The sequence below is a fragment of the Sphingomonas sp. CCH15-F11 genome, assembly GCF_001557005.1.
In the GTDB taxonomy this organism is placed as follows: Bacteria; Pseudomonadota; Alphaproteobacteria; order Sphingomonadales; family Sphingomonadaceae; genus Sphingomonas.
In genome coordinates this window covers 1-19,228 of record NZ_LSKG01000046.1, presented here as the reverse complement: position 1 = coordinate 19,228, position 19,228 = coordinate 1, and the positions used below count along the sequence as shown (strand labels likewise).

General features: G+C 69.7%; 16 protein-coding genes. 8 read left to right on the top strand and 8 right to left on the bottom strand.

Going from position 1 to position 19,228, the window contains the following annotated elements; translation table 11 throughout:
• Nucleotides 1-68: 68 nt before the first annotated feature.
• Nucleotides 69-902 carry an outer membrane protein gene (locus AX709_RS04845; RefSeq protein WP_066547452.1) on the top strand — a complete coding sequence of 278 codons (834 nt, stop codon included), beginning with the start codon at nt 69-71 and terminating at the stop codon, nt 900-902.
• A gap of 48 nt (nt 903-950) precedes the next feature.
• Here AX709_RS04845 and AX709_RS04840 read toward each other — a convergent pair whose 3' ends face one another.
• From AX709_RS04840 to AX709_RS04830, 3 genes are all read right to left on the bottom strand, one after another.
• Nucleotides 951-2,609, bottom strand: coding sequence for a pilus assembly protein TadG-related protein (locus tag AX709_RS04840; protein WP_066547451.1), 1,659 nt, complete (start codon nt 2,607-2,609; stop codon nt 951-953).
• Entirely contained in the window at nt 2,609-3,028 is a 420-nt protein-coding gene (locus tag AX709_RS04835; protein WP_066547450.1) for a TadE/TadG family type IV pilus assembly protein, read from the bottom strand. The genes AX709_RS04840 and AX709_RS04835 overlap by 1 nt, the downstream gene beginning before the upstream one ends.
• 166 nt (nt 3,029-3,194) lie before the next feature.
• Complete coding sequence (locus AX709_RS04830; RefSeq protein ID WP_066547447.1) at nt 3,195-3,908, bottom strand: GcrA family cell cycle regulator; 714 nt, start codon at nt 3,906-3,908, stop codon at nt 3,195-3,197.
• Nucleotides 3,909-3,983: 75 nt separating this feature from the next.
• On the opposite strand from AX709_RS04830, the gene AX709_RS04825 reads away from it, so the two are divergent.
• The 5 genes from AX709_RS04825 to AX709_RS04805 all read left to right on the top strand — a co-directional run bounded on the left by AX709_RS04825 (nt 3,984) and on the right by AX709_RS04805 (nt 8,834).
• Nucleotides 3,984-4,838 carry an ABC transporter permease gene (locus AX709_RS04825; protein WP_066477495.1) on the top strand — a complete coding sequence of 285 codons (855 nt, stop codon included), beginning with the start codon at nt 3,984-3,986 and terminating at the stop codon, nt 4,836-4,838.
• Nucleotides 4,839-4,980: 142 nt separating this feature from the next.
• A complete protein-coding gene (locus AX709_RS04820; protein ID WP_066547445.1) occupies nt 4,981-6,177 on the top strand; it encodes an aspartate aminotransferase family protein in 1,197 nt (398 codons plus the stop codon).
• 142 nt (nt 6,178-6,319) lie between these two features.
• Nucleotides 6,320-7,237, top strand: coding sequence for an ornithine carbamoyltransferase (gene argF, locus AX709_RS04815; protein WP_066547443.1), 918 nt, complete (start codon nt 6,320-6,322; stop codon nt 7,235-7,237).
• Nucleotides 7,238-7,383: 146 nt separating this feature from the next.
• Nucleotides 7,384-8,289 carry an Hsp33 family molecular chaperone HslO gene (gene hslO / locus AX709_RS04810; RefSeq protein ID WP_066547442.1) on the top strand — a complete coding sequence of 302 codons (906 nt, stop codon included), beginning with the start codon at nt 7,384-7,386 and terminating at the stop codon, nt 8,287-8,289.
• 137 nt (nt 8,290-8,426) lie between these two features.
• The gene (locus AX709_RS04805) at nt 8,427-8,834 is read left to right on the top strand and encodes a hypothetical protein (RefSeq protein ID WP_066477502.1); all 408 of its coding nucleotides are present in this window, start codon (nt 8,427-8,429) and stop codon (nt 8,832-8,834) included.
• Nucleotides 8,835-8,974: 140 nt separating this feature from the next.
• Here AX709_RS04805 and AX709_RS04800 read toward each other — a convergent pair whose 3' ends face one another.
• Nucleotides 8,975-9,892, bottom strand: coding sequence for a type VI secretion system-associated FHA domain protein (locus tag AX709_RS04800; RefSeq protein ID WP_066547440.1), 918 nt, complete (start codon nt 9,890-9,892; stop codon nt 8,975-8,977).
• 184 nt (nt 9,893-10,076) lie between these two features.
• On the opposite strand from AX709_RS04800, the gene AX709_RS04795 reads away from it, so the two are divergent.
• Nucleotides 10,077-10,766, top strand: coding sequence for an OmpA family protein (locus AX709_RS04795; protein WP_066477504.1), 690 nt, complete (start codon nt 10,077-10,079; stop codon nt 10,764-10,766).
• A 34-nt stretch (nt 10,767-10,800) separates the two neighbouring features.
• Nucleotides 10,801-12,222: a class I SAM-dependent methyltransferase gene (locus AX709_RS04790; RefSeq protein WP_066547437.1), complete on the top strand. Its 1,422-nt coding sequence runs from the start codon at nt 10,801-10,803 to the stop codon at nt 12,220-12,222.
• Nucleotides 12,223-12,228: 6 nt separating this feature from the next.
• Here AX709_RS04790 and tssM read toward each other — a convergent pair whose 3' ends face one another.
• From tssM to tagH, 4 genes are all read right to left on the bottom strand, one after another.
• The gene (gene tssM, locus AX709_RS04785; RefSeq protein ID WP_156454159.1) at nt 12,229-15,699 is read right to left on the bottom strand and encodes a type VI secretion system membrane subunit TssM; all 3,471 of its coding nucleotides are present in this window, start codon (nt 15,697-15,699) and stop codon (nt 12,229-12,231) included.
• A gap of 14 nt (nt 15,700-15,713) precedes the next feature.
• A complete protein-coding gene (gene icmH, locus AX709_RS04780; RefSeq protein WP_066547431.1) occupies nt 15,714-17,210 on the bottom strand; it encodes a type IVB secretion system protein IcmH/DotU in 1,497 nt (498 codons plus the stop codon).
• Nucleotides 17,207-18,550 carry a type VI secretion system baseplate subunit TssK gene (gene tssK / locus AX709_RS04775; protein WP_066547429.1) on the bottom strand — a complete coding sequence of 448 codons (1,344 nt, stop codon included), beginning with the start codon at nt 18,548-18,550 and terminating at the stop codon, nt 17,207-17,209. The genes icmH and tssK overlap by 4 nt, the downstream gene beginning before the upstream one ends.
• Before the next feature lie 25 nt (nt 18,551-18,575).
• On the bottom strand, nt 18,576-19,228 hold a 653-nt coding region (gene tagH, locus AX709_RS04770), incomplete at its 5' end, for a type VI secretion system-associated FHA domain protein TagH (protein ID WP_156454158.1).

Sequence of the window (19,228 nt, the reverse complement as noted above, 5' to 3'; positions counted from 1 at the left end):
CGAGCCGTGCAGCCGAACCCCGGCTCCGTTCGTATCTGCTGCCTGAGTTCAACCTCTGGAGTACCCAAATGCGTAATTTGCTTCTCGCGACTGCTGCGCTGTTCGCGCTCATGGCCCCGGCCTATGCCCAGGATACCAGCGGCGGCGAGGAAGAGCCCTATGAGGGCGTGTATGTCGGCGGATCGTTCGGCTATTCGATCCAGGGCAACGATGTCGGCGAAAGCGTGGTGTTCGACCGCAATCGCGACGGCAATTTCAACGACACGATCACGACCGTCGCGGGCGCAAACGCCTTCTCGCCCGGCTTCTGCAACGGCCGCGCGACCTCCGCGCTGCCCGGCAATTGCACCAACGACGATGACGGCATCGAATATTATGTCCGCGCCGGTGCCGACACCCAGTTCGGCAACATCGTGCTCGGTTTCGTCGGTGAATTCGGCAAGTCGGAAGTGCGCGACAGCGTGTCGGCATTCAGCACCACGCCCGCCAATTACGTGTTCACGCGCGAACTCGACTGGAATGCCAGCATTCGTGCGCGCGCGGGCTATGCGGCCAACACCACGCTGTTCTACGGCACGTTCGGCCCGACCTATGGCCGCATCGACAACAGCTTTACCAGCACCAACACCGCCAATGCCTTTTCGGACAATGGCAAGTCGAACAGCTGGGGCTACACCGCCGGCGGCGGCATCGAGCAGAAGCTGGGCCGCAACTTCTCGGTGGGCCTCGAATATCTCTACACCGACCTGAACGAGGACGACTATGTCGTGAACGTCAATCCGGGCACGGCACCCGCGACCAACCCGTTCCTGCTCGGCAATGCCGGCGGGTCGGACATGCGGCGCAGCAGCGACAATTTCCGCTGGCACAGCATCCGCGCGACCGCGGCGTTCCGCTTCTGATCGTGCGGCCGGGGCGGGGGGCGCAGGCGCTTTCCCCGCCCCGGCAGATCAGGCGACCAGAAAGGGCTGGCCGCACCGCACGCCGGTGGCCTGCAGGTCGGCCTGGCCGTAGCGCACGCCGATCAGCCCGGTGAGCGTGTCGACGAGCCCGTCCAATGCCGGCGCCACCGTCGCCAGCACGCCCCCCAGCGCCTGAACGATCGGTGTCGCCGGCACCGGCAGCAGCCCGAGCAGCTCGACGTCGATCTTGACCGTCCCGATCAGGCTGGACGCCACGCCCTCGACCGCATGGCCGCTCGACACGCGCTTGATCGTGCCATCGCCGATTTCGTCGCCTGCGAAGATCGCCGCCTGCCACGGTTCCGCGGCGCCCAGGTCGACCAGCGCGGTGCCGTTGACGCGCACCAGTCCGGCGACATTGACCAGGCGCGCGGATGCGAGCGGCAGCGGCTGGGTAAAGTCGGCAAAGCGCGTCATGTCCGGCTGGGCAATCGCGACGCGGCCGAGCCCCGGGCGTGCGTCCAGCGTGACGCGGGGGCCAGCCGACGCATCGCAGTCGATCGCCGCCAGCCGCGCCTCCCCGGCTGCCAGCTCGACGAAGACCGGCACGTTGACGGTCAGGTTGCCGCCCAGTCCGGGCAGTGCCGCGCCGGTCAACCGCGATGCGATCAGCATGCGGACCTGCGCGGTGCGCAGGATGGGCGTGCCGTCGGCGCTGACCGCGACAAAGGGCGATTGCGCGGGGCGTTCGCCGATCGCGAGCGTGACCCGCGTGCTCGCGACCCGGGGCACCGTGGCGGGCAGGTCGGCCTCGACCTGCCGCCGGCCATTGCTCATTTCCGCGATCGCGCGCAGCATCGACAGCGCGTCGACGCGTGCCATCCCCGCCGGGCCGGTATCGCGTGCGCCGGCCGGGCCAAGGTCGATCAGCGCGTCCAGGGCGATGGCATCGCCACGCGCACCCGCCGCCATCGCCCGCAGCGCCGCCTTGGCCGTGGCGTCGTCGACGGTGTCGGCCAGCGCCTCGATCGCGGTGGGGCCGCTGACGTCGCGCGCGAGAATCTCGTCATAGCTGGCTGCGTCGATGCGGGCGCGCGTCGCCACCGCGTCGAGATAGGTGAGCAGGTCGACATCGGCGGCGACCAGCGCCTGATAGTCGGCGACCGACAGCCCGACACTGGTCCCGAGCAGCCCCGACAGCAGCGCATTGACGATCCCGCCCTCCAGCGCGGCGAGGCGCGTCCCGATCGAGAAGGCTGCGCTGTCCTGACGCGCCGCGGTCGCACGCCGCGCGATCGCGACCTGGTCCTGGCCGAAGACGCGGGCGAAGTAAGTGGGTGAGGTGGCGGCCAGCGTCACGGCAAAGGCGTTGCCCCCGCCGGTGGCAGCGGCGCTGAAACGCTGGTCGGGCGGCACGGCGGGGTCGGCGCGATAATCGCCCCGCACGATGCGCGGCGTGATCTGTCCGCGCCAGCCGGCTTGTGCGATCACCGCCGCGACCGCCGCTTCGGCGCGGTCGGGGTGCCGGGCGGCGGCGAGCGCGGCGCTGTCCGCGATCCCCTGGAGCCTGCGGGTGTCGAGCTGCACCGCGCCGATATCGACCGCCAGCGCCGCGCCCGCAATCAGCATCGGCATCGCGCCGGCGACCAGCACGGCGGCACCGCCGCGCCGATCGCGCGCCAGGTCGCGCAGGACCGGCACGCGCATCACAGCACCCCGCCGGGATGCGCGATGCCGCGCTTGCGGATCACCGGGCTGGGCATGGGCACCAGCGGAATGTTCATCAGCGGCGCGGTGCGCGCGTCCACTGAAACCTCGACCGTGATCGCGCCGCCAGCCTCCTCCACGCTGGCGAGGATGTGGGCGGGATCGATCCCGGCGACGGTCCCCGCGCCGCGCTGGACGCTCAGCCGCGCGATGTCCTCGCGTTCCTCGGCGGACAGGCCGGCGATGCTGGCGCGCGCGGCGTCGTTGGCAAGTTGCTGGGCGCTGTGCGCGATCAGGAAATAATGGCCATAGGCGGCCATGCCGATCAGCAGCGCGATCAGGATGGGCGCGAGCAGCGCAAATTCGATCAGCGCGGTGCCGCGGCGGTCGATCAGGAGCCTGGGGGTGAGCTGAACCATGCCCCGGGGTCTAGCCGCAATGGCCTTAGCGCCCGATCGCGACGCGCGGTCGCCGCATCCGCGCAGTTTACGCCATGCCGGGGACGCGAATTCGCCACCGGCGTCCGGCCTTCAAGCACGATTGCGCACGGCCGGACGTTTCATTCACGCAATTCGCGTGATCCGATCAGCGGACGCGCGGCCCGCCATAGGGCAGCGGCGGCGGCGGGCGGCGATCGCGGCGCGGCAGTTGCGCCTGATAGGCATGCCCGCAATGGTCCACGCAATAGGGGAAGCCGGGGTTCACCTTTTCCCCGCAGAAGTGGAAATCGGGCTCGCCGGGGTGGCCCAGCGGCCATTTGCAGATACGGTCGTTGAGATCGAGCAGCGTCGTCTTGCCCGCGATCGCCTCGCTGGGCTTGGCGGGCACCAGCCGGCGGGGCGGCGCGGGCTGGATCGGTGCGCTCTGCTCGCCCGGGTTCTGGCGCAGGAAGCCGCCAGGGCCGACCGAGCGCAGCGTCGGCGTATCGGCGCGCGCGACCGGCTCGGGGGCGGCCGCTGCATCCTCGCGCGCCGGCGGTTCGGCGGCGACGGCGGCGGGGGGAGCAGGCGGCGTCGGCTCGGGCTTCGGCGCTGCGGGGGCCGGCGATGCGACGGGGGCGGCGACCTTGGCCTCGACCGGTGCTTCGGCGACCGGGGCGGCGGGAGCGGCCGTCGCCTTCGCGGCATCGGTGTCGTTCGACTTCACCGGCGAGGGGCGCGGTTTCAGGCCCAGGCGATGCGCCTTGCCGATCACGGCGTTGCGGCTGATGCCGCCCAGTTCCTCGGCGATCTGGCTGGCGGTCATGCCCGACGCCCACATCTTCGCCAGCATTTCGATGCGTTCTTCGGTCCAGCTCATGCGTCGTCCTGTTTCATGGTCCCGGCGCGTCGGAACGGTTGCGGGGCGAAGGCGGAGCGACTACGCGAGAAGCGCATGACGGACCAGCCCCAAACCGACTCCCGAACCGCAGCGCCGCTAACCGATTCGATCCTTGCCGCCCCCGGTGTCCCGACGATCCGGAACGTCAACTGGGGCGGGCTCAAGGCGCTCTATATCAAGGAGGTGCGCCGGTTCTTCAAGGTGCAGCTGCAAACCATCTGGGCGCCGGCGGTCACGACGCTGCTTTACCTAGCGATCTTTACCGTCGCGCTGGGCGGCAGCGGGCGGACCGTGCTGGGCGTGCCCTTTGCCGAATTCATCGCGCCCGGGCTGATCGTCATGGCGATGCTGCAGAACGCGTTCGCCAATTCCAGCTTCTCGCTGCTGGTCGGCAAGATCCAGGGCACGATCGTCGACTATCTGATGCCGCCCCTGTCGACCGGGGAGCTGCTTGCCGGACTGGTCGGCGGTGCGGTGACGCGCGCGATCTGCGTCGGTGGCACGGTATGGCTGGCGATGGCGCTTTGGGGGGTCGACGTGACGCCGCGCCACCCGCTGGCGATCCTCTATTTCGGGCTGATGGGATCCGGCTTTCTCGCCTGTCTGGGCGTGATGACGTCGATCTGGGCGGAGAAGTTCGATCATGCCGCCGCGATCACCAATTTCGTCGTCGCGCCGCTGTCGCTGCTGTCGGGCACCTTCTACTCGGTTGACGCGCTCAGCCCGACCTTCCGGGCGATCAGCCACCTCAATCCGTTCTTCTATGTCATTTCGGGCTTCCGTTACGGCTTTCTGCAGACCGCGGATACCGACGTCGTCACCGGCGCGGTGATCCTGCTGGTGCTCAACATCGTGCTGGTCGGCCTATGCTATGCGCTGCTGCGGCGCGGCTGGAAGCTCAAGAGCTGACCCTGGCGCGCGCGGGCGCGGTGTTGACGCGCCCCGGCCGGTCCCGGTAAATGATGGCGACGGGCGGCCACCGGGCCGCCCGTTTGTATTTGACCCGGAGCCCGATCCGGCCGTTTCGTCCCGCCATTACAGGAGCTTTGCCATGTCGATCCCCGCGCTCATGCCCGTTTACCCGCGGTGCGATGTGCGTCCGGTGCGCGGCGAGGGCGTCTATCTCTATGGCGAGCGCGGCGAGAAATATCTGGATTTCGCGAGCGGCATCGCGGTCAACTGCCTGGGGCACGGCCACCCGCACCTGACCAAGGCGATCCAGGAACAGGCCGCGACGCTGATGCATGTCAGCAACCTCTATGGCAGCCCGCAGGGCGAGGCGCTGGCCGCGCGGATCGTCGCCAACAGCTTTGCCGACACGGTGTTCTTCACCAATTCGGGCGCCGAGGCGATCGAGTGCGCGATCAAGACCGCGCGCCGCTATCATTATGCCGAGGGCAACCCTGAGCGGCACAAGCTCATCACCTTCCACAACGCCTTTCACGGCCGCACGATGGGCGCAATCTCGGCGACCAACCAGGCCAAGATGCGCGACGGGTTCGAGCCGCTGCTGCCCGGTTTCGACTATGTCCGCTTCAACGACCTGGACGGCGCGCTTGCCGCGATCGATGACGAGACCGCCGGCTTCCTGGTCGAGACCGTCCAGGGCGAGGGCGGGGTGAGCGCCGGGACGCCCGAGTTCATCCAGGGGCTGCGCAAGGCCGCCGACGAACACGGCCTGCTGCTGGTGCTCGACGAGGTCCAGTGCGGCTATGGGCGCACCGGCAAGATGTGGGCGTACGAGCATTACGGCATCGAGCCCGACATCCTGGCGTCGGCCAAGGGGATTGCCGGCGGCTTCCCGCTCGGTGCGTGTCTCGCGACCGAGAAGGCCGCGAAGGGGATGGTGTTCGGCACCCACGGATCGACCTATGGCGGCAATCCGCTGGCGATGGCGGCGGGCAATGCCATCCTCGACGTGATGCTGGAGCCGGGGTTCCTCGACCATGTCACCGCGATGAGCGACCGGCTGCGCGCGGCACTGGCGCAGATGATTCCCAATCATGACGACCTGTTCGACGAAATCCGCGGCATCGGCCTGATGTGCGGGTTGCGCATGAAGGAACCCGCGGTCAGCCGCGACTTCGTCGCGCATCTGCGCGATCACCATGGGCTGCTGACGGTTGCGGCGGGCGAGAATGTCGTGCGCATCCTGCCGCCGTTGATCATCGACGAAAGCCATATCGCCGAGGCGGTCGAAAAGCTGAGCGCGGGCGCGCGCAGCTACGCGATGCAGAAGGCGGCTTGAAACGGATCCTCCCCGAGCTTGCTCGGGGAGGGGGACCAGCGCAGCTGGTGGAGGGGAGTTGGCGGCGCGTCGCGGGTAGAGGGGCCCCTCCACCGCGCTGGGCGCGGTCCCCCTCCCCCAGCGAGCTGGGGGAGGATTTTTGATGCGCCATTTTCTCGACCTGAGTTCAGCCGGCGGCGACGCGATCGCCGCGATGCTCAACGACGCGATCGACCGCAAGGCGGCGCGGCGCGGCTGGCCGAAGGGCAGGCCGGATGCCGACGCGCCGCTCGCCGGCCACACGCTGGCGATGGTTTTCGAGAAGAGCTCGACGCGCACGCGCGTGTCGTTCGACCTGGCGATCCGCCAGCTGGGCGGCAGCGCGGTGATCCTGGAGGCCGGGACGACGCAGCTCGGGCGGGGCGAGACGGTGGCGGACACCGCGCGCGTGCTGTCGGGCTATTGTGACGCGATCATGGCGCGCACCGACGATCCCGTGAAGCTCGCCGAAATGGCGCATCATGCCAGCGTCCCCGTCATCAACGGCCTGACTGACCTGAGCCATCCGTGCCAGATTGTCGCCGACCTGCTGACCGTCATCGAAAGCGGCAAGGCGCTGCCCGGCCTGAAATGGGCGTGGCTGGGCGACGGCAACAACGTGCTGCATTCGATCGTCGAGGCGGGTGGGCTGATGCATTTCGATGTCGTGGCGGCGTGTCCGGAGGGCTATGATCCGGACCCCGCAGTGCTGGCGGCGGCGGGCGGGCGGGCCCGGCTGTGCCGCGACGCCGCCGATGCGGTGCGCGACGCCGATGTGATCGTCACCGACACCTGGATCTCGATGGGCCAGGATCATGCCGAAGAAAAGCTGGCGGCGATGATGCCCTATCAGGTCACAACGGAGCTGATGGCGCTGGCGAAACCCGACGCGATCTTTCTGCACTGCCTGCCCGCGCATCGCGGCGAGGAGGTGGTGGCGGAGGTGATCGACGGACCGCAATCGCGCATCTGGGCGGAGGCCGAAAACCGGCTGCACGCGCAGAAGTCGATCCTGCGCTGGTGCTTCGGCCAGATCGGGTGAGTTGCGGCACGCCGATTTCTTCCTATCTGTAAGTCCAATGCAGCGAATGCCGTTTGCCCTGCGCGTATCCGGGGGCTGATCTTCCTCTTTGGAACGGGCGAGAGGGGACGGGGACTTCGCCAGACTGCGCCCGAACGGATTCCACGATGACTGACGCTGTTGCCGAACTCGATCGCGCCATCGGGTTCATGATTCCCGACCGGAATGCGCGCGGGCGTATCGCCCGGCTCGGCCCGACGCTCGACACGATCCTGAATGCGCATGCCTATCCGCCCGCGATCGAAACGCTGCTGGCGGAGGCGCTGACGCTGGCCGCACTGCTGGGATCGACGCTGAAGGACGGCGAGGGGCAGCTGACGCTCCAGGCGCAGACCCAGGGCGGCATCATCAGCCTGCTGGTCTGCGACTATCTGAACGGCGCGGTGCGCGGCTATATCCAGTATGACGCCGACCGGCTGAGCGAGGGGCCCGACGAGCCGTCGTTGTTCGCGCTGTTCGGCAACGGCTATCTGGCGGTGACCTTCGACCAGTCGGTGACGCGCGAACGCTATCAGGGCATCGTGCCGCTCGACGGTGCGTCGCTGGCGGAGGCCGCGCAGAGCTATTTCCTCCAGTCGGAACAGATCCCCAGCCTGGTGCGCCTGGGCACGCGGCGCGACGCCGGTGGCCGGATGGTCGCCGGGGGTCTGCTGCTCCAGCATCTGCCCGATGGCGAGGAGGGGCGCGAGCGGCTGCACACGCGGCTCGACCACCCCGAATGGCAGCATGTCGAAACGCTGGGCGCGACGATGTCGGGCGAGGAACTGACCGATGCGACGGTCCCGCTGGAGGCGCTGATCTGGCGGCTGTTCAACGAGGAGCGCGAGGTACGCGTCTTTCCGGCGACCGCGCTGTCGCGCGGCTGCCGCTGCGATGCGACCTATATCAGCCAGGTGCTGGCGAAGTTTTCGGAAATCGACCGCGCGGAAATGGCGGACGAAAACGGCGTCATCAACGTCGATTGCGCCTTTTGCGCGCGCAGCTTTCCGGTGTCGCTTGCCGATGTCGCCTGAATATTTACCTCTGGCGATGTAACGATCGTGTTGCCGGCGGACGGAAATGACCCCGTTTCGCGATAGACGCGGCCGGCGGGTGCCGCGAGGATCGCGAGGTTGCGGGATAGAGCGGTGGAGGAGTTGCGGACGTGCGGATGCGGCGCTTGACGGCGATGATGGCGGGGGCGGTGGCGGCGACACTGGCGCTTCCGCTGGCTGCCGCGGATGCGCCGACGCTCGCCGTGCTGCGCGGGCTGGAACTCGGTCAGTGGCAATTGCGCGAGATTGGTCCGCGCGGTGGCGAGCGCAGCATCTGCCTGGGCGACATGGAAACGCTGATCCAGCTCCAGCATCCGCGCGGCGGCTGTTCGCGCTACGTGATCGACGATCGCACCGCGCACGGGACCATTCACTATACCTGCCCCGGCAGCGGCTATGGCCGGACCACGATCGACCTGGTGACGCCGCGATCGGTGCGGATCGAGACCCAGGGCGTCGCGTCCGGCGCACCTTTTCACCTCGAGCTCAACGCGCGACGCATGGGCGCCTGCACGGGCAATTGAGGCCGGAATTTCGCGTCGTTAACGCGACGTTTAGGTCTGTCGTGGCATAGCTCGACCCGCCTGATTGGACGCAGGCATGAAGTTCTCCCTTTTGGTTTCCCAAGACAGCTGGGGCCGCCGTTGGTGGCCCCTTTTTTTGTTCAGCCGCCCGGGCGATCGGCCGTCCGTCGGGCATAGGCGGCGGTCAGCTCGCGCGCGAAGGTTTCGATGAAGCCGTCGTCGGCGGCGAAGGCTTCGGCGTAGAGCCGCCACGCGGCGTCGGGCTTGCCCCCGGCGCGGCGCAGGATGGGCTCCGGCGCGAAATGATCCAGCGTCGCCCGCAGCGCCTGTTGCATCGCGGTCAGGGTCGCGCGCTGATGCGCGTCGAGATCGGCAAGCGCGCCGGTCATCGCCTCCGCCCCCGGGCCGGGCGCGGTCAGCAGCCGCGCGAGGAGCATCTCCGCCGGCTGGCCCGATTGCAGGGGGTTGCCCGCAACCGGGTCGGCGCTCAGCCCGATTTCGGCGCGCGCGCGGCCGCGCGCTGCGGTCATCGCCGCCACGCCGGTCACTGCCGCGCGCAGCATCGCGCCCGCCGCCTGCAGCACCACGCCATCGGTGGCCGCGACCTGATCGCGGCGGACGCCTGCGGCCGTGCAGAGCAGGGCGGCGGCATTGCCGGCCTCTGCCGCGGTGCGCGGGGGCGCAGCTGCAGCGGCGGGCGACGCCGTCCCGCCGCGGCGCCAGGGATCGGCCTCGGGCGCGGCTGCACCCGCCGCCACGTTCACGCCGATGTCGTACCCGCCGATGCGCAGGACATCGCCGTCGCGCAGATGTTGTGGCGCCGCCAGCCGCTGGCCGTTGAGCCACGTGCCGTTGGTGCTGGTGTCGTGCACAGCCCAGCCCGACGCAGTCCGATCGATCCGGCAGTGGCGCGACGAGATCACGCTGGTCGCATCAGGCAGAACGAGCTGGCAATCGCCCGCCCGGCCGATCGTCACGGGTCCCTGCGCAAAGCGTGTCGCCGCCACCGCCGCAGCCTGGCTGCCGGGCGCGGGGCGGGGGGTGAGGATCAGGGTCATGCGCTTCCTTGCCGCGGCGATGCCGTCCGGACCGCCGGACGATGCGGCATCCTAGCCCGCCCGCCGCCGTCCGCAACCGGGGCAGCGCGGGCGGCATCGCCACCGATCGACATTTGTCATTCGGGCCCGCCCCACCTATCCTGCCGACAGGATGGTTAGCGAGTCGCTAGCAAGGGGACACGGCATGGCAAGGCTCTCGCGCAACATGGCGCTTTATGCGGTTCTGGGCGTCGGAATGGGGATGGGAGCGCCGTCGGCGCATGCCCAGACATCGGTCAACACGCCCGACCAGATCGTGTGTCAGCTGAGCGGCGTGTGCGGCGACGCGCCCGCCGACCCGGGCGCGCAGATCGAGATCGGCGACGAAAAGGCGTTCAGCCTGGCCAAGCCCAACGCCGCCAAGCCGGCGAGCAGCGCCACATCGACCAGCGCGCCCTCGCGCCCGCCCGCGGCGTCGGCTGCGGCACCGTCGCGTCGCCCGGTGGCGACCGCGGGCGCGCGCACCCCGACGCGGCGTCCCGCACCGCCGACGACCAGCGGCGGCATCGACATGATGGTCACCTTTGCGCTGGGTTCGGCCGACCTGACCGACCAGGCGCGTGCCGAGGTGCGCGCCTTTGCCAAGGCGCTCGAGTCGCCGGTGCTGGCCGGGCAGAAGTTCCGGATCGAGGGGCATACCGACGCGATCGGCGCGGCGGACTATAATCTCGACCTGTCGCGCCGCCGTGCCGAGGCGGTGGCGGCCTATCTGACCTCGCTCGGCGTCGATCCGGGCCGGATCGAGACGCGCGGTTTCGGCTATCAACGCCCGCGTCCGGGCACGACACCGCGCGCAGCCGTCAACCGCCGGGTCGAGTTCGCCAAGGCCAGCTGATCGGCTCGGCAATCGCGCGCAGGGGGCGGCGGGAATGAGCGGCACGACCGCCTATGACGATGTCGCCTATCCCGCGACCCTGTTTCCGGCGACGCACCCCGACCATCTCGCGGCGATCGCCATCCTTCACGGGCTCGACCCGCCCGACATCACCCGCGCGCGCGTGCTGGAAATCGCCGGCGGCGACGGGGTCGGCCAGATCGCGCTCGCGGCTGCCTATCCCGAGGCACAGTTCGACAGCTTCGACCTGTCGCGCGAGGCGGTGGCGCGCGGCGTGCGGCTGGCCGACGCGGCTGGGCTGACCAATGTCCGCATCGAGCATGGCGACCTGCTCGACCGCGCCGAGACGATGGCGGGCCCCTATGATTATGTGATCGCACACGGCCTTTATGCCTGGGTGCCCGATGCGGTGCGCGCGGCGACGATGCGGCTGATCGGGCGGGTGCTGTCGGACCGGGGCGTCGCCTTCATCAGCTACAACGCGCTGCCCGGCGGGCATCTGCGCCGGGCGGTTCGCGACATGCTGCTGCATCATGTCGAAGGCATCACCGACCCGGTCGCGCGGGTGCGCGCGGCGCACGACTGCCTGCTCGCCTTTTCCCGCCCGCACGACGGCGATCGCCCGGTGCTGCAGGCGATGCGCGATGTCGCCCGCCCGATGCTGAGCAAGAATCTCGGCACCCTGTTCCACGACGAGCTGGGCGAGAGCTATGCGCCGCAGTCGCTGAGCGACGTCGTCGCCGCGGCCGCCGGCCACGGCCTGCGCTTCCTGAACGACGCAGGATCGACGATGGTCCGCGACGGCCTGCCCGGGGTCCTGCCCGGCGGGGCGACCGACGATGCCGCGGTCGTCCGCGCCGCGCAGGTCAGCGATTACGAGAGCGTCGCCTTCTTCCACCAGAGCCTGTTCGTGCGCGCCGGCTCTGCGCCCGCGCGGCAGCTGGATCCGTCGGTGTTTGCCCGGCTGCACGGCGCATCGCGCGTGCAGCGCACCGGCGCGACCCATTTCCGGCTGGGCGAAGATCCGTTCGAGGTGGCGGACGCGCAATTGTGCGACCTGCTCGAGGCGATGGCGACGGCGTGGCCGGCGCGCGTGCCGCTGGCGCGCATTGCGGACTCGCCCGATCGTGCCGAAGCGCTGGTCACGCTTTATCGCAGCGAAGTGTTGACGCTGCACAGCACGCCCGTGCCCGCGCGGATGATTCCGGGCGCGCGGCCCTGCGCCAGCCCGGTCGCGCGCGCCCAGATCGCGCTGGGCGGCACCACGCTGTTCACCCTCGACCATCGTGTCGTCGCGTTCGAGGCGCCGGGACCGCGTGCATTCGTGGCGCTGCTCGACGGCAGCCGCGACCGGGCGGAGCTTGCCGCGGCCTGGGCCGGGACGCCTTATGGCAGTGAGGTCGACGTCGACACCGCGCTCGCCCAGATCGCGCGGGTGCCGCTGCTCGTCGCCTGATCGGGTTCAGCCGAGCGCGGCAGTCGCGCCCATTGCGGGGCTGGGGCACGCGATCTTGACGAAGGGGTCGACGACGAACGGGTTGGTGCCGCCAAAGGTGCGCACGCGGAAGTTGAAGCGCGCGCCAGCCTGGGTCAGGCTGCCTTCGCCGATGACGGGCGAGGCACCGGGCTTGATCGCTGCGGCCTTCATCATGCGGAACACCGCCCATTGGCCGGGCCAGGAGCGGACCTGGGGCGCGCCGCTGTCGGCGACGGTGAACTCGACCGCCGCATCGCCGGTCCCCGGCCAGTCGAAGGTGACGGGCACCGGCACCTTGCCGTCGAAGTTGAGCGTCTGGCCGTCGATGGTCAGCTTGACCGCGCTCGCCCCGGCCAGTGCCACCGGCTCGATCTGATAGGCGAGGCGCGCGGCATTGGGATCGCTGGCGAAGAAGGTGCGCGTCACGCTGTTCGCGGCCTGGAGCGCGCGGACATTGGCTTCGGTCAGTCCGACTTCGCCGGCATTGTCGAGCGCGCGCCATTCGGGCGCGGTCGTGTCGATATAACCGGCAAGCTGTTCGCCGACGAACTTCGCGAACTGGCCCTGGGGCGCGAAGAAGCGCTGAAAATCGGGGATGGCGAGCTCGGCGGTCGCTGCCGGCTGAACCGGAAAGGCGCGGGTCAGCGTGCCGGTGCACTGGTCGCCGAAACTGGCGTTGAGCGCCGCGCCCATCTGGGCCAGTCGCGCGCCGCCCAGCGCGACATTGGCGTCGCTCGCCACAGCCTTGATCCAGATCGCGGCCGGTGCGGGCATCGAATTGGCCGACTGGTCAAGCTGGGCGACCAGCGCGCGCACCTCGAGGCTCTGTTCCGATCCGCTGCCGCCGCCGCCGCCCGGCAGGACGGAGACGATGTTGAGCTTGTCGGCAAGCTGACCCATCGTCGCCAGCGCCGCATCGATCGGCGCATTGGGCGCAGGCGCGCCGCCGCCGGCCGGAATGCCGACAAACAGGCGCAGCGGCAGGAACGCGTTGACCACGCTGGTGCGCGGATCGTCCGCCGACGGGCCGATGCCGGCCGCGTTCATCGCCTGGCCGATCAGCCCGCCGGGCGCTTTCGGCGTCGCCTTGGGCGGGGTCATGTCGGTCGCCTTGGCGATCGCGGTCATCAGCGGCTTGATCGGCGACAAAGGCCCGCTGCCGTCGCGCAGCCGCTGGATATTGTCGCCGAGCGCGGTGACCGGGCGCGGCTGCATCGCCGCCAGATAGGCCTGCCAGCGGCTGAGGAACTCGGCGAAATAGAGGCGCTCAAGATCGCGTTTAAGCGCGCCCAGCTCGGCGGGCGACATGTTCGTCGCGACGCCGGCGTCCCCGACGACCCAGCGTTCCTCCTCCAGCAACTGCGCGCCGCTGGCGACGATCGGCAGGAAGGTCTTGTCATAGCCGGTGCGGGTGAACAGCGCCGGTACGCCCGCGCCGGGGGCGAACGCGCCGCCGGGGGCAAAGAAGATTTCGGGGCTGGGGCCGGCATTGTCGCGCGCGCTCCACATCGTGTCGCCCTGCTCGATCGCCTTGCTCTTCAACCGGCCATAGACGCGCACCGCTGCCGGTTGCGCACGCAGCACCGCGCGCGCGGCTTCGATCCGGCTGTCGTCGACCGCGACCGGGCGGAAGGCGCCGCCCTCGAACAGGGCGCTGGTGTGGCGCGCGAGCTCGCCCGCCTCGCTTTGCGGATCGCCGCCGCCGCCGCGCGCCAGCCAGGCCGGCTGGACCCAGGACAGGATCTGCTCGGCCTGCATCGGCCCGCGCCCGCCCAGGATCAGATAGGATTTGAGGTCGTCATAAAGCGCGGATGGCTGCGCGACATCGGCGCTCAACCGCTCTTCGGCCAGGCCGGCAAGGATCGGCGTCAGCCGCCGTTGCAGGTCGCGGCCATAGATGCCGCTCAACTCGCCCGACAGCCGCCCGGCCTGGCCCAGCCCGAGCGCGAAGTCGCTGGCGTCGCGCATCTCCGCGGTCGCCCTGCCCAGAACGCCCAGCGCGGCCAGGTCCTGCTCGACGGTCGCGCTGCCGCCGCGCGAGGTGCCGGCGGCTTCGGCATAGCTGGCCGAGGTCGTGTAGATGCCGTCGATCAGCTCGACATTGCGGAAATAGCCCCAGGTCCACAGTCCGACCGCGACGGCGAGTGCCACCGCGCCCCCCGCGATGCCGAACACATAACGCTGGCGTGCGCGCCGCTCGGCCGCCTCGTTGCGACCGGCCAGCCCCTGTTCGGGGATGATCAGGTCGGAGAAGAACCGCTTGAGGAAATAGCTGCGCCCCTGGCCGACCGCGTTGGCCGACGCGATCGGGGGCACGCCCTGCGTCAGCAGGATGCGGTCGACCGGATTGCCGGTCTGGGTGCCCGACGCGAGATAGATGCCGCGCACCCGCGCCGGCGCGTCGAAGCGCGACTTCTGGCCGAGTGCGGCGAGCAGCGTGGCAATTGGCGTGCGCAGCGAAGCGAGCTGGGCGGGGAACATCGCGATCTGGCCACGCAGCGGCAACTGCGCCTCGTTCTGCATCCGGTCGACGACGCGCGCGGCGATGCTGCTGACCAGATCGTCGAAGCCCCTGAGCACCGCGTCATTGTCTGCCCCGTCGCCCGGTGCGGTCGTGCCGAACACCTGATCGCTTTCCGCGTCGGTGCTGCGCGCGAAATATTCACGGAAACCGGCGAGCAGGTCGGCCTTGGTGATCATCACATAGACCGGCAAATCCTGGCCCAGCGTCCCGCCCAGTTCATTCAGGCGCGCGCGGATGTTCTGGGCATGCGACGCCATTTTCGCCGCATCGGCGAAATCGGGGGCGGGGATGGCGACGATCACGCCGTTCAAGGGCTGGAGCGGGCGGTGCTGCTTCAGCAGGTTGAGAAAGCTCTGCCACCCCTCCGCATCCGCCTTGGCATCCAGATCCTGGGTGACATAGCGCCCGGCCGTGTCGATCAGCACCGCTTCGTCGGTGAACCACCAGTCGCAATTGGGCGTGTTGGGCTGGCCGCGCAGCGCGCGATATTCGCCCGCGACTGCGGTCGGAAAGCCCAGGCCCGAATTGAGCAGCGCCGTCGTCTTGCCCGCGCCCGACGGGCCGATGATCGCATACCAGGGCAGCTGATAGGCATAGGCCTGGCGCTGGCCGAGCTTGGCGGATTTGAGCATCGCCAGCGCTTCGCCCAGCTTGGCCGAAATCTCGTCATGGTCGGCCGGGTTCTTGGGCGCCAGCGCCTCCATCAGCGCCGCGTTCTTCTTTTTCTCGCGGCGCCGCGCCAGCCACCCGTAGATGCCGACGCCAATCAGCGGCAGCAGCGCAACGACCAGCGTCACCGGCCACCAGCCGAGCGGGCGGAAATCGGCGATCGCGATCAGCGGACCGATGAACCACAGGATCAGCCCGAGCAGGATCGCGCCGAGCACGCGCCAGAACCAGGGATTGCGGAACAGGGATTTGAGCGCAGTCATGGCCTTGCCCTCCCTCAGCGCCACGCGACGTCGTTGGCGACGCGGATTTCGACGCGCCGGTTCTGTCGCCGCCCGTCATCGGTCGTGTTGTCGCCGATCGGGCGGGTGTCGCCCAGCCCGGTGGCAGTGACGCGCGATCCATCAGCCAGCCCCGCCGCCTTGATCGCATCGCCGACCGCACGCGCGCGGGCAACCGACAATTCCTGATTGGAGGGGAAGGCGAGGCTGCGGATTGCCTGATCGTCGGTATGCCCCTCGATCCGGATCGGCCCTTTGGACAGGTTGGCCGCTTCGGCGAGCCGCCCGAACGTGTCCTGCCAAGCGCCCGACGGTTCCGCCTGTGCGGACGCGAACAGGCCCTGATTGTTGAGGCGCATCACGATCTCGTTGCCCTCGCGCAGCACGTCGAGCCGTTCGGCCTGGATGTCGGGGGCCAGAATCTCGCGCATCCGGTCATAGGTCGGAGTCGCGGTCTCGGGCGCGGGCGGGGGCGGGGGCGGGGGCACGACCTGTGCGGTGCCGACCGCCTGGTTGAGGCTGGCGATCGCGGCATCGGCCTGGGTGCTGAGGCGATAGAGCAGCGCGGCGAAGAGCAGCGCGCCGACCGCCGCCAGCCCGGCCAGGATCGCCCAGAGCGGGATGCGCGGCGCATAGCTACCCGCCGCCACCGTCTGGCCGCGCCATTGCGGCGACAATTCGCCGGTCGCCGCCTGCGCGCGCCGGGCGATGGCGGTGGCCAGGCCCGAACGGCGTTGATGCAGCAGCGATTGGCCGCGCGGGTCGAGCGCGGCGCGCCCTTCGAACCCGAGCGAGAGGCATTGATAGAGCAGCTCCATCAGCCGGGGTTCGCGATTGGGGTCCTGTTCCATCCGCTCGGCGAACTGGAACAGCCGATCGCCGCCCTGCGTGTCGTTGTGATAGGCGGCGAGCAGGCTGTGCTGCGACCACGGGCTGTTCGCACCCCAGGGCGTGGACATCACCGCATCGTCGACGAACGCCGACAGGATGTAATGCGCGAGCTGCACCGTCTTTGGGTCGAGCCCCAGATTGCGCGCGCGCGGGCTGAAGGCGTCGAGCTCGCGAATGGCGAGTTGGCGCAGCGATCCGAGATCGGGGCCGACCGGCATCGACCGCACCCGGCTGGCGAGGTGGATCAGGCGACCAGCAGCGGCGACCAGCGGCTCGGGACCGTACAGGTCCGGCTCGGCCGCTGCGAAATCGAGCCGGCCGGCGGTCGCACCGCCGTGGGGCGATCCGGTCGGGGCGGGCGCGGCGCGCGGCGGTCCGCCGGGGCCGATCTGCTGCGGCTGGGGCGGCACATAGCCGCCGGGCGCGGGCGCGGTGCCAGGGATCATCGTACGCTCGCCGGAGCCGCCAGCGGGCGGAGCAGCGGGCGGCGGCACGGGCGCAGTCGGCGGCGGAAAGCCCGGCGCGCCGGCCGGGCGGCCGGGCTGGAACACGGTGCGTTCGCCGTCGGCGGGACCGTCGGGATCGCCGGGCTTGCCGCTCATTGCTGTGCCCCCCTGATCGCCCACATCTCGAGTTCAAGCCCCGGTATCTCGCCTGCAACGTGCAGCGCGACCGCGCTCGATGTGCGCACCGGCTGCCACTGGTCGTGGCGGGTGTTGATCGTGAAATAGACGGTGTTGGCGCGGAACGGAATCTGGCGCGGCTCGGATGGCATCGGATAGATGTCCGCGCCCGGCAGCTGGCGCATCACCAGGTCGCGGATATGTTCGACCGAGCCGATCTTGGCGCGGCGGGGCAGGTTGACGCGCAGCTGCTCGGTATCGACCGCCGCGCGTGCCGCCAGCACGAAGGACGCGCTGGTGAACAGCGACCGGTCGCTGATCTGGCCGACCGAAATGCCATAGGCGCGCGGCTCGAGCGGGATGGCGACGGCGCTCTGCTCGAACACCGCGCTCAGCGAGCGGCGAAGGTCGTTCATCACCGCGTCGAAGCACGCCCGCTGGTCGCGATGCGCATAGAGCGGCATGAAGGTCGGGCGGTTGCCCGCGGTCGTGAAGGTGGCAAGTTCGGCCGCGAGCACGCACAAATGGCCGTAGAGATCGGCCGGATGCAGCACCGGCAGCGCGGCGAGATGCTTGATCGCGGCTTCCGCGCGGTTGACCGCCATCAGCATCAGGAAATCGCTGATGTCGGCGACGCCCTTCGCCCCTGGCGTGCCGAGTCGCCCGGCAATCGCCTCGGCGCGCTGGTGCAGCATCCCTTCCAGTTCCGACATGAAGCCGGCCAGCGTCGCACTCGCCATCGCGTTGACGCCGCAGGGGATGAAACCGGGGTCGAGCGAGACGCTGTCGTCGGCGCGGCGTTCGATGACGCGCGCGATCGGCAGGGTGGTATAGCCGTCCAGCCCCTCTGCCTCGCTGCGCAGCGAAAGCTGCAGCCGGCCGACATTCATCGGCACCCGCGATGCCGCGCCATAGACCGAATCGGCCGCCTCGAACTCGACCGCGGCAAAGCGGGTCTCCGCCTGTGCCGATGGATCGAGCGCGACATCGGCGGTGCCCGCCCGCGATTGCGGCACGCACAGATGGATCGTCGCGTCGCGCAGGTCGCGCATCACCTCCAGCGGCAGCGGGGCGGCGGCTTCCTCGGGCACGCGAAAGGGGGTGCCGTCGTCGAACACGCCGGCGCAACGGTTGAGCACCAGCTTGCCGGTCTTGAGCTGTCCCGCGTCGATCTGAAGCGCCGATACGCCATAGCCGTGCGCGACCAGCGGCGACACGCGCGCTTCCAGCTGCGCGCCGGTAAAACGCTCGAACTGCTGGAAATGCTGCGGCCGCAGGAACATGCCCTCCGACCAGATCGGCTTGTTCTCCCAGGTCACTCGGCCATCACTCCCCCCGGTGGCGTCATTGTCCCGACTTCAGGAACTTTTCATAGCCCTCGCGAAAGGCGACGCTCATCACCCCGTTCGCGTTCGATACCGCATCGCGCCGCAACGCTTCGAAGATCGTTTGATACACCGTCCACGGGTCGATGCCACGCCGGAACGGCAGTCCTTTTTTCTGGCCCGCGGCCTGGGCGATCAGCTTCTCGATCTCGGGCGGCGACAGCCGGTCGAACACCGCGCTCAACGCGTGCTGGACGCCCGCCAGCATGGCAAGCTGGTGCTTCTTGATATCCTCGAACGCGGTACGCACGGCTTCGTCGGCGGGCATGAAGCCGGGCAGCGGATCGCCGAGCAGGATGCGCGCGGCGTCGAGCGGGGCAAGGTGCTTGAGCGGATTGTTGCGCCCGATGCTCAGCTGAGTGCGCTCGACGCGGAACTCGTCCTTGAATGCGGCGCGGTCCTGGATGATGTCGGACAGGCCGAGCACCACCTGGCGGTACATCACCCCCAGCCGCCGCATCGCGTCCGGCGACAATTGCAGCTCGTCGGGGCCGATCCCGGCGCCTTCGTAAAATGCGGCCCAGTCGGGACCGGACGTGGACGCCGGCGCAGTTGGGGCGGCCGGGGCGGCGGGCGCTGCCGACGCGACCGGGGGCGGCAGTGCGGCTGGGC

Excerpts from the sequence above, each read along its gene's own strand:
- AX709_RS04845 (WP_066547452.1), top strand. The coding sequence starts at position 69 with ATGCGTAATTTGCTTCTCGCGACTGCTGCGCTGTTCGCGCTCATGGCC.
- AX709_RS04840 (WP_066547451.1), bottom strand. The coding sequence starts at position 2,609 with ATGCGCGTGCCGGTCCTGCGCGACCTGGCGCGCGATCGGCGCGGCGGT.
- AX709_RS04835 (WP_066547450.1), bottom strand. The coding sequence starts at position 3,028 with ATGGTTCAGCTCACCCCCAGGCTCCTGATCGACCGCCGCGGCACCGCG.
- AX709_RS04830 (WP_066547447.1), bottom strand. The coding sequence starts at position 3,908 with ATGAGCTGGACCGAAGAACGCATCGAAATGCTGGCGAAGATGTGGGCG.
- AX709_RS04825 (WP_066477495.1), top strand. The coding sequence starts at position 3,984 with ATGACGGACCAGCCCCAAACCGACTCCCGAACCGCAGCGCCGCTAACC.
- AX709_RS04820 (WP_066547445.1), top strand. The coding sequence starts at position 4,981 with ATGTCGATCCCCGCGCTCATGCCCGTTTACCCGCGGTGCGATGTGCGT.
- argF (WP_066547443.1), top strand. The coding sequence starts at position 6,320 with ATGCGCCATTTTCTCGACCTGAGTTCAGCCGGCGGCGACGCGATCGCC.
- hslO (WP_066547442.1), top strand. The coding sequence starts at position 7,384 with ATGACTGACGCTGTTGCCGAACTCGATCGCGCCATCGGGTTCATGATT.
- AX709_RS04805 (WP_066477502.1), top strand. The coding sequence starts at position 8,427 with ATGCGGCGCTTGACGGCGATGATGGCGGGGGCGGTGGCGGCGACACTG.
- AX709_RS04800 (WP_066547440.1), bottom strand. The coding sequence starts at position 9,892 with ATGACCCTGATCCTCACCCCCCGCCCCGCGCCCGGCAGCCAGGCTGCG.
- AX709_RS04795 (WP_066477504.1), top strand. The coding sequence starts at position 10,077 with ATGGCAAGGCTCTCGCGCAACATGGCGCTTTATGCGGTTCTGGGCGTC.
- AX709_RS04790 (WP_066547437.1), top strand. The coding sequence starts at position 10,801 with ATGAGCGGCACGACCGCCTATGACGATGTCGCCTATCCCGCGACCCTG.
- tssM (WP_156454159.1), bottom strand. The coding sequence starts at position 15,699 with ATGACTGCGCTCAAATCCCTGTTCCGCAATCCCTGGTTCTGGCGCGTG.
- icmH (WP_066547431.1), bottom strand. The coding sequence starts at position 17,210 with ATGAGCGGCAAGCCCGGCGATCCCGACGGTCCCGCCGACGGCGAACGC.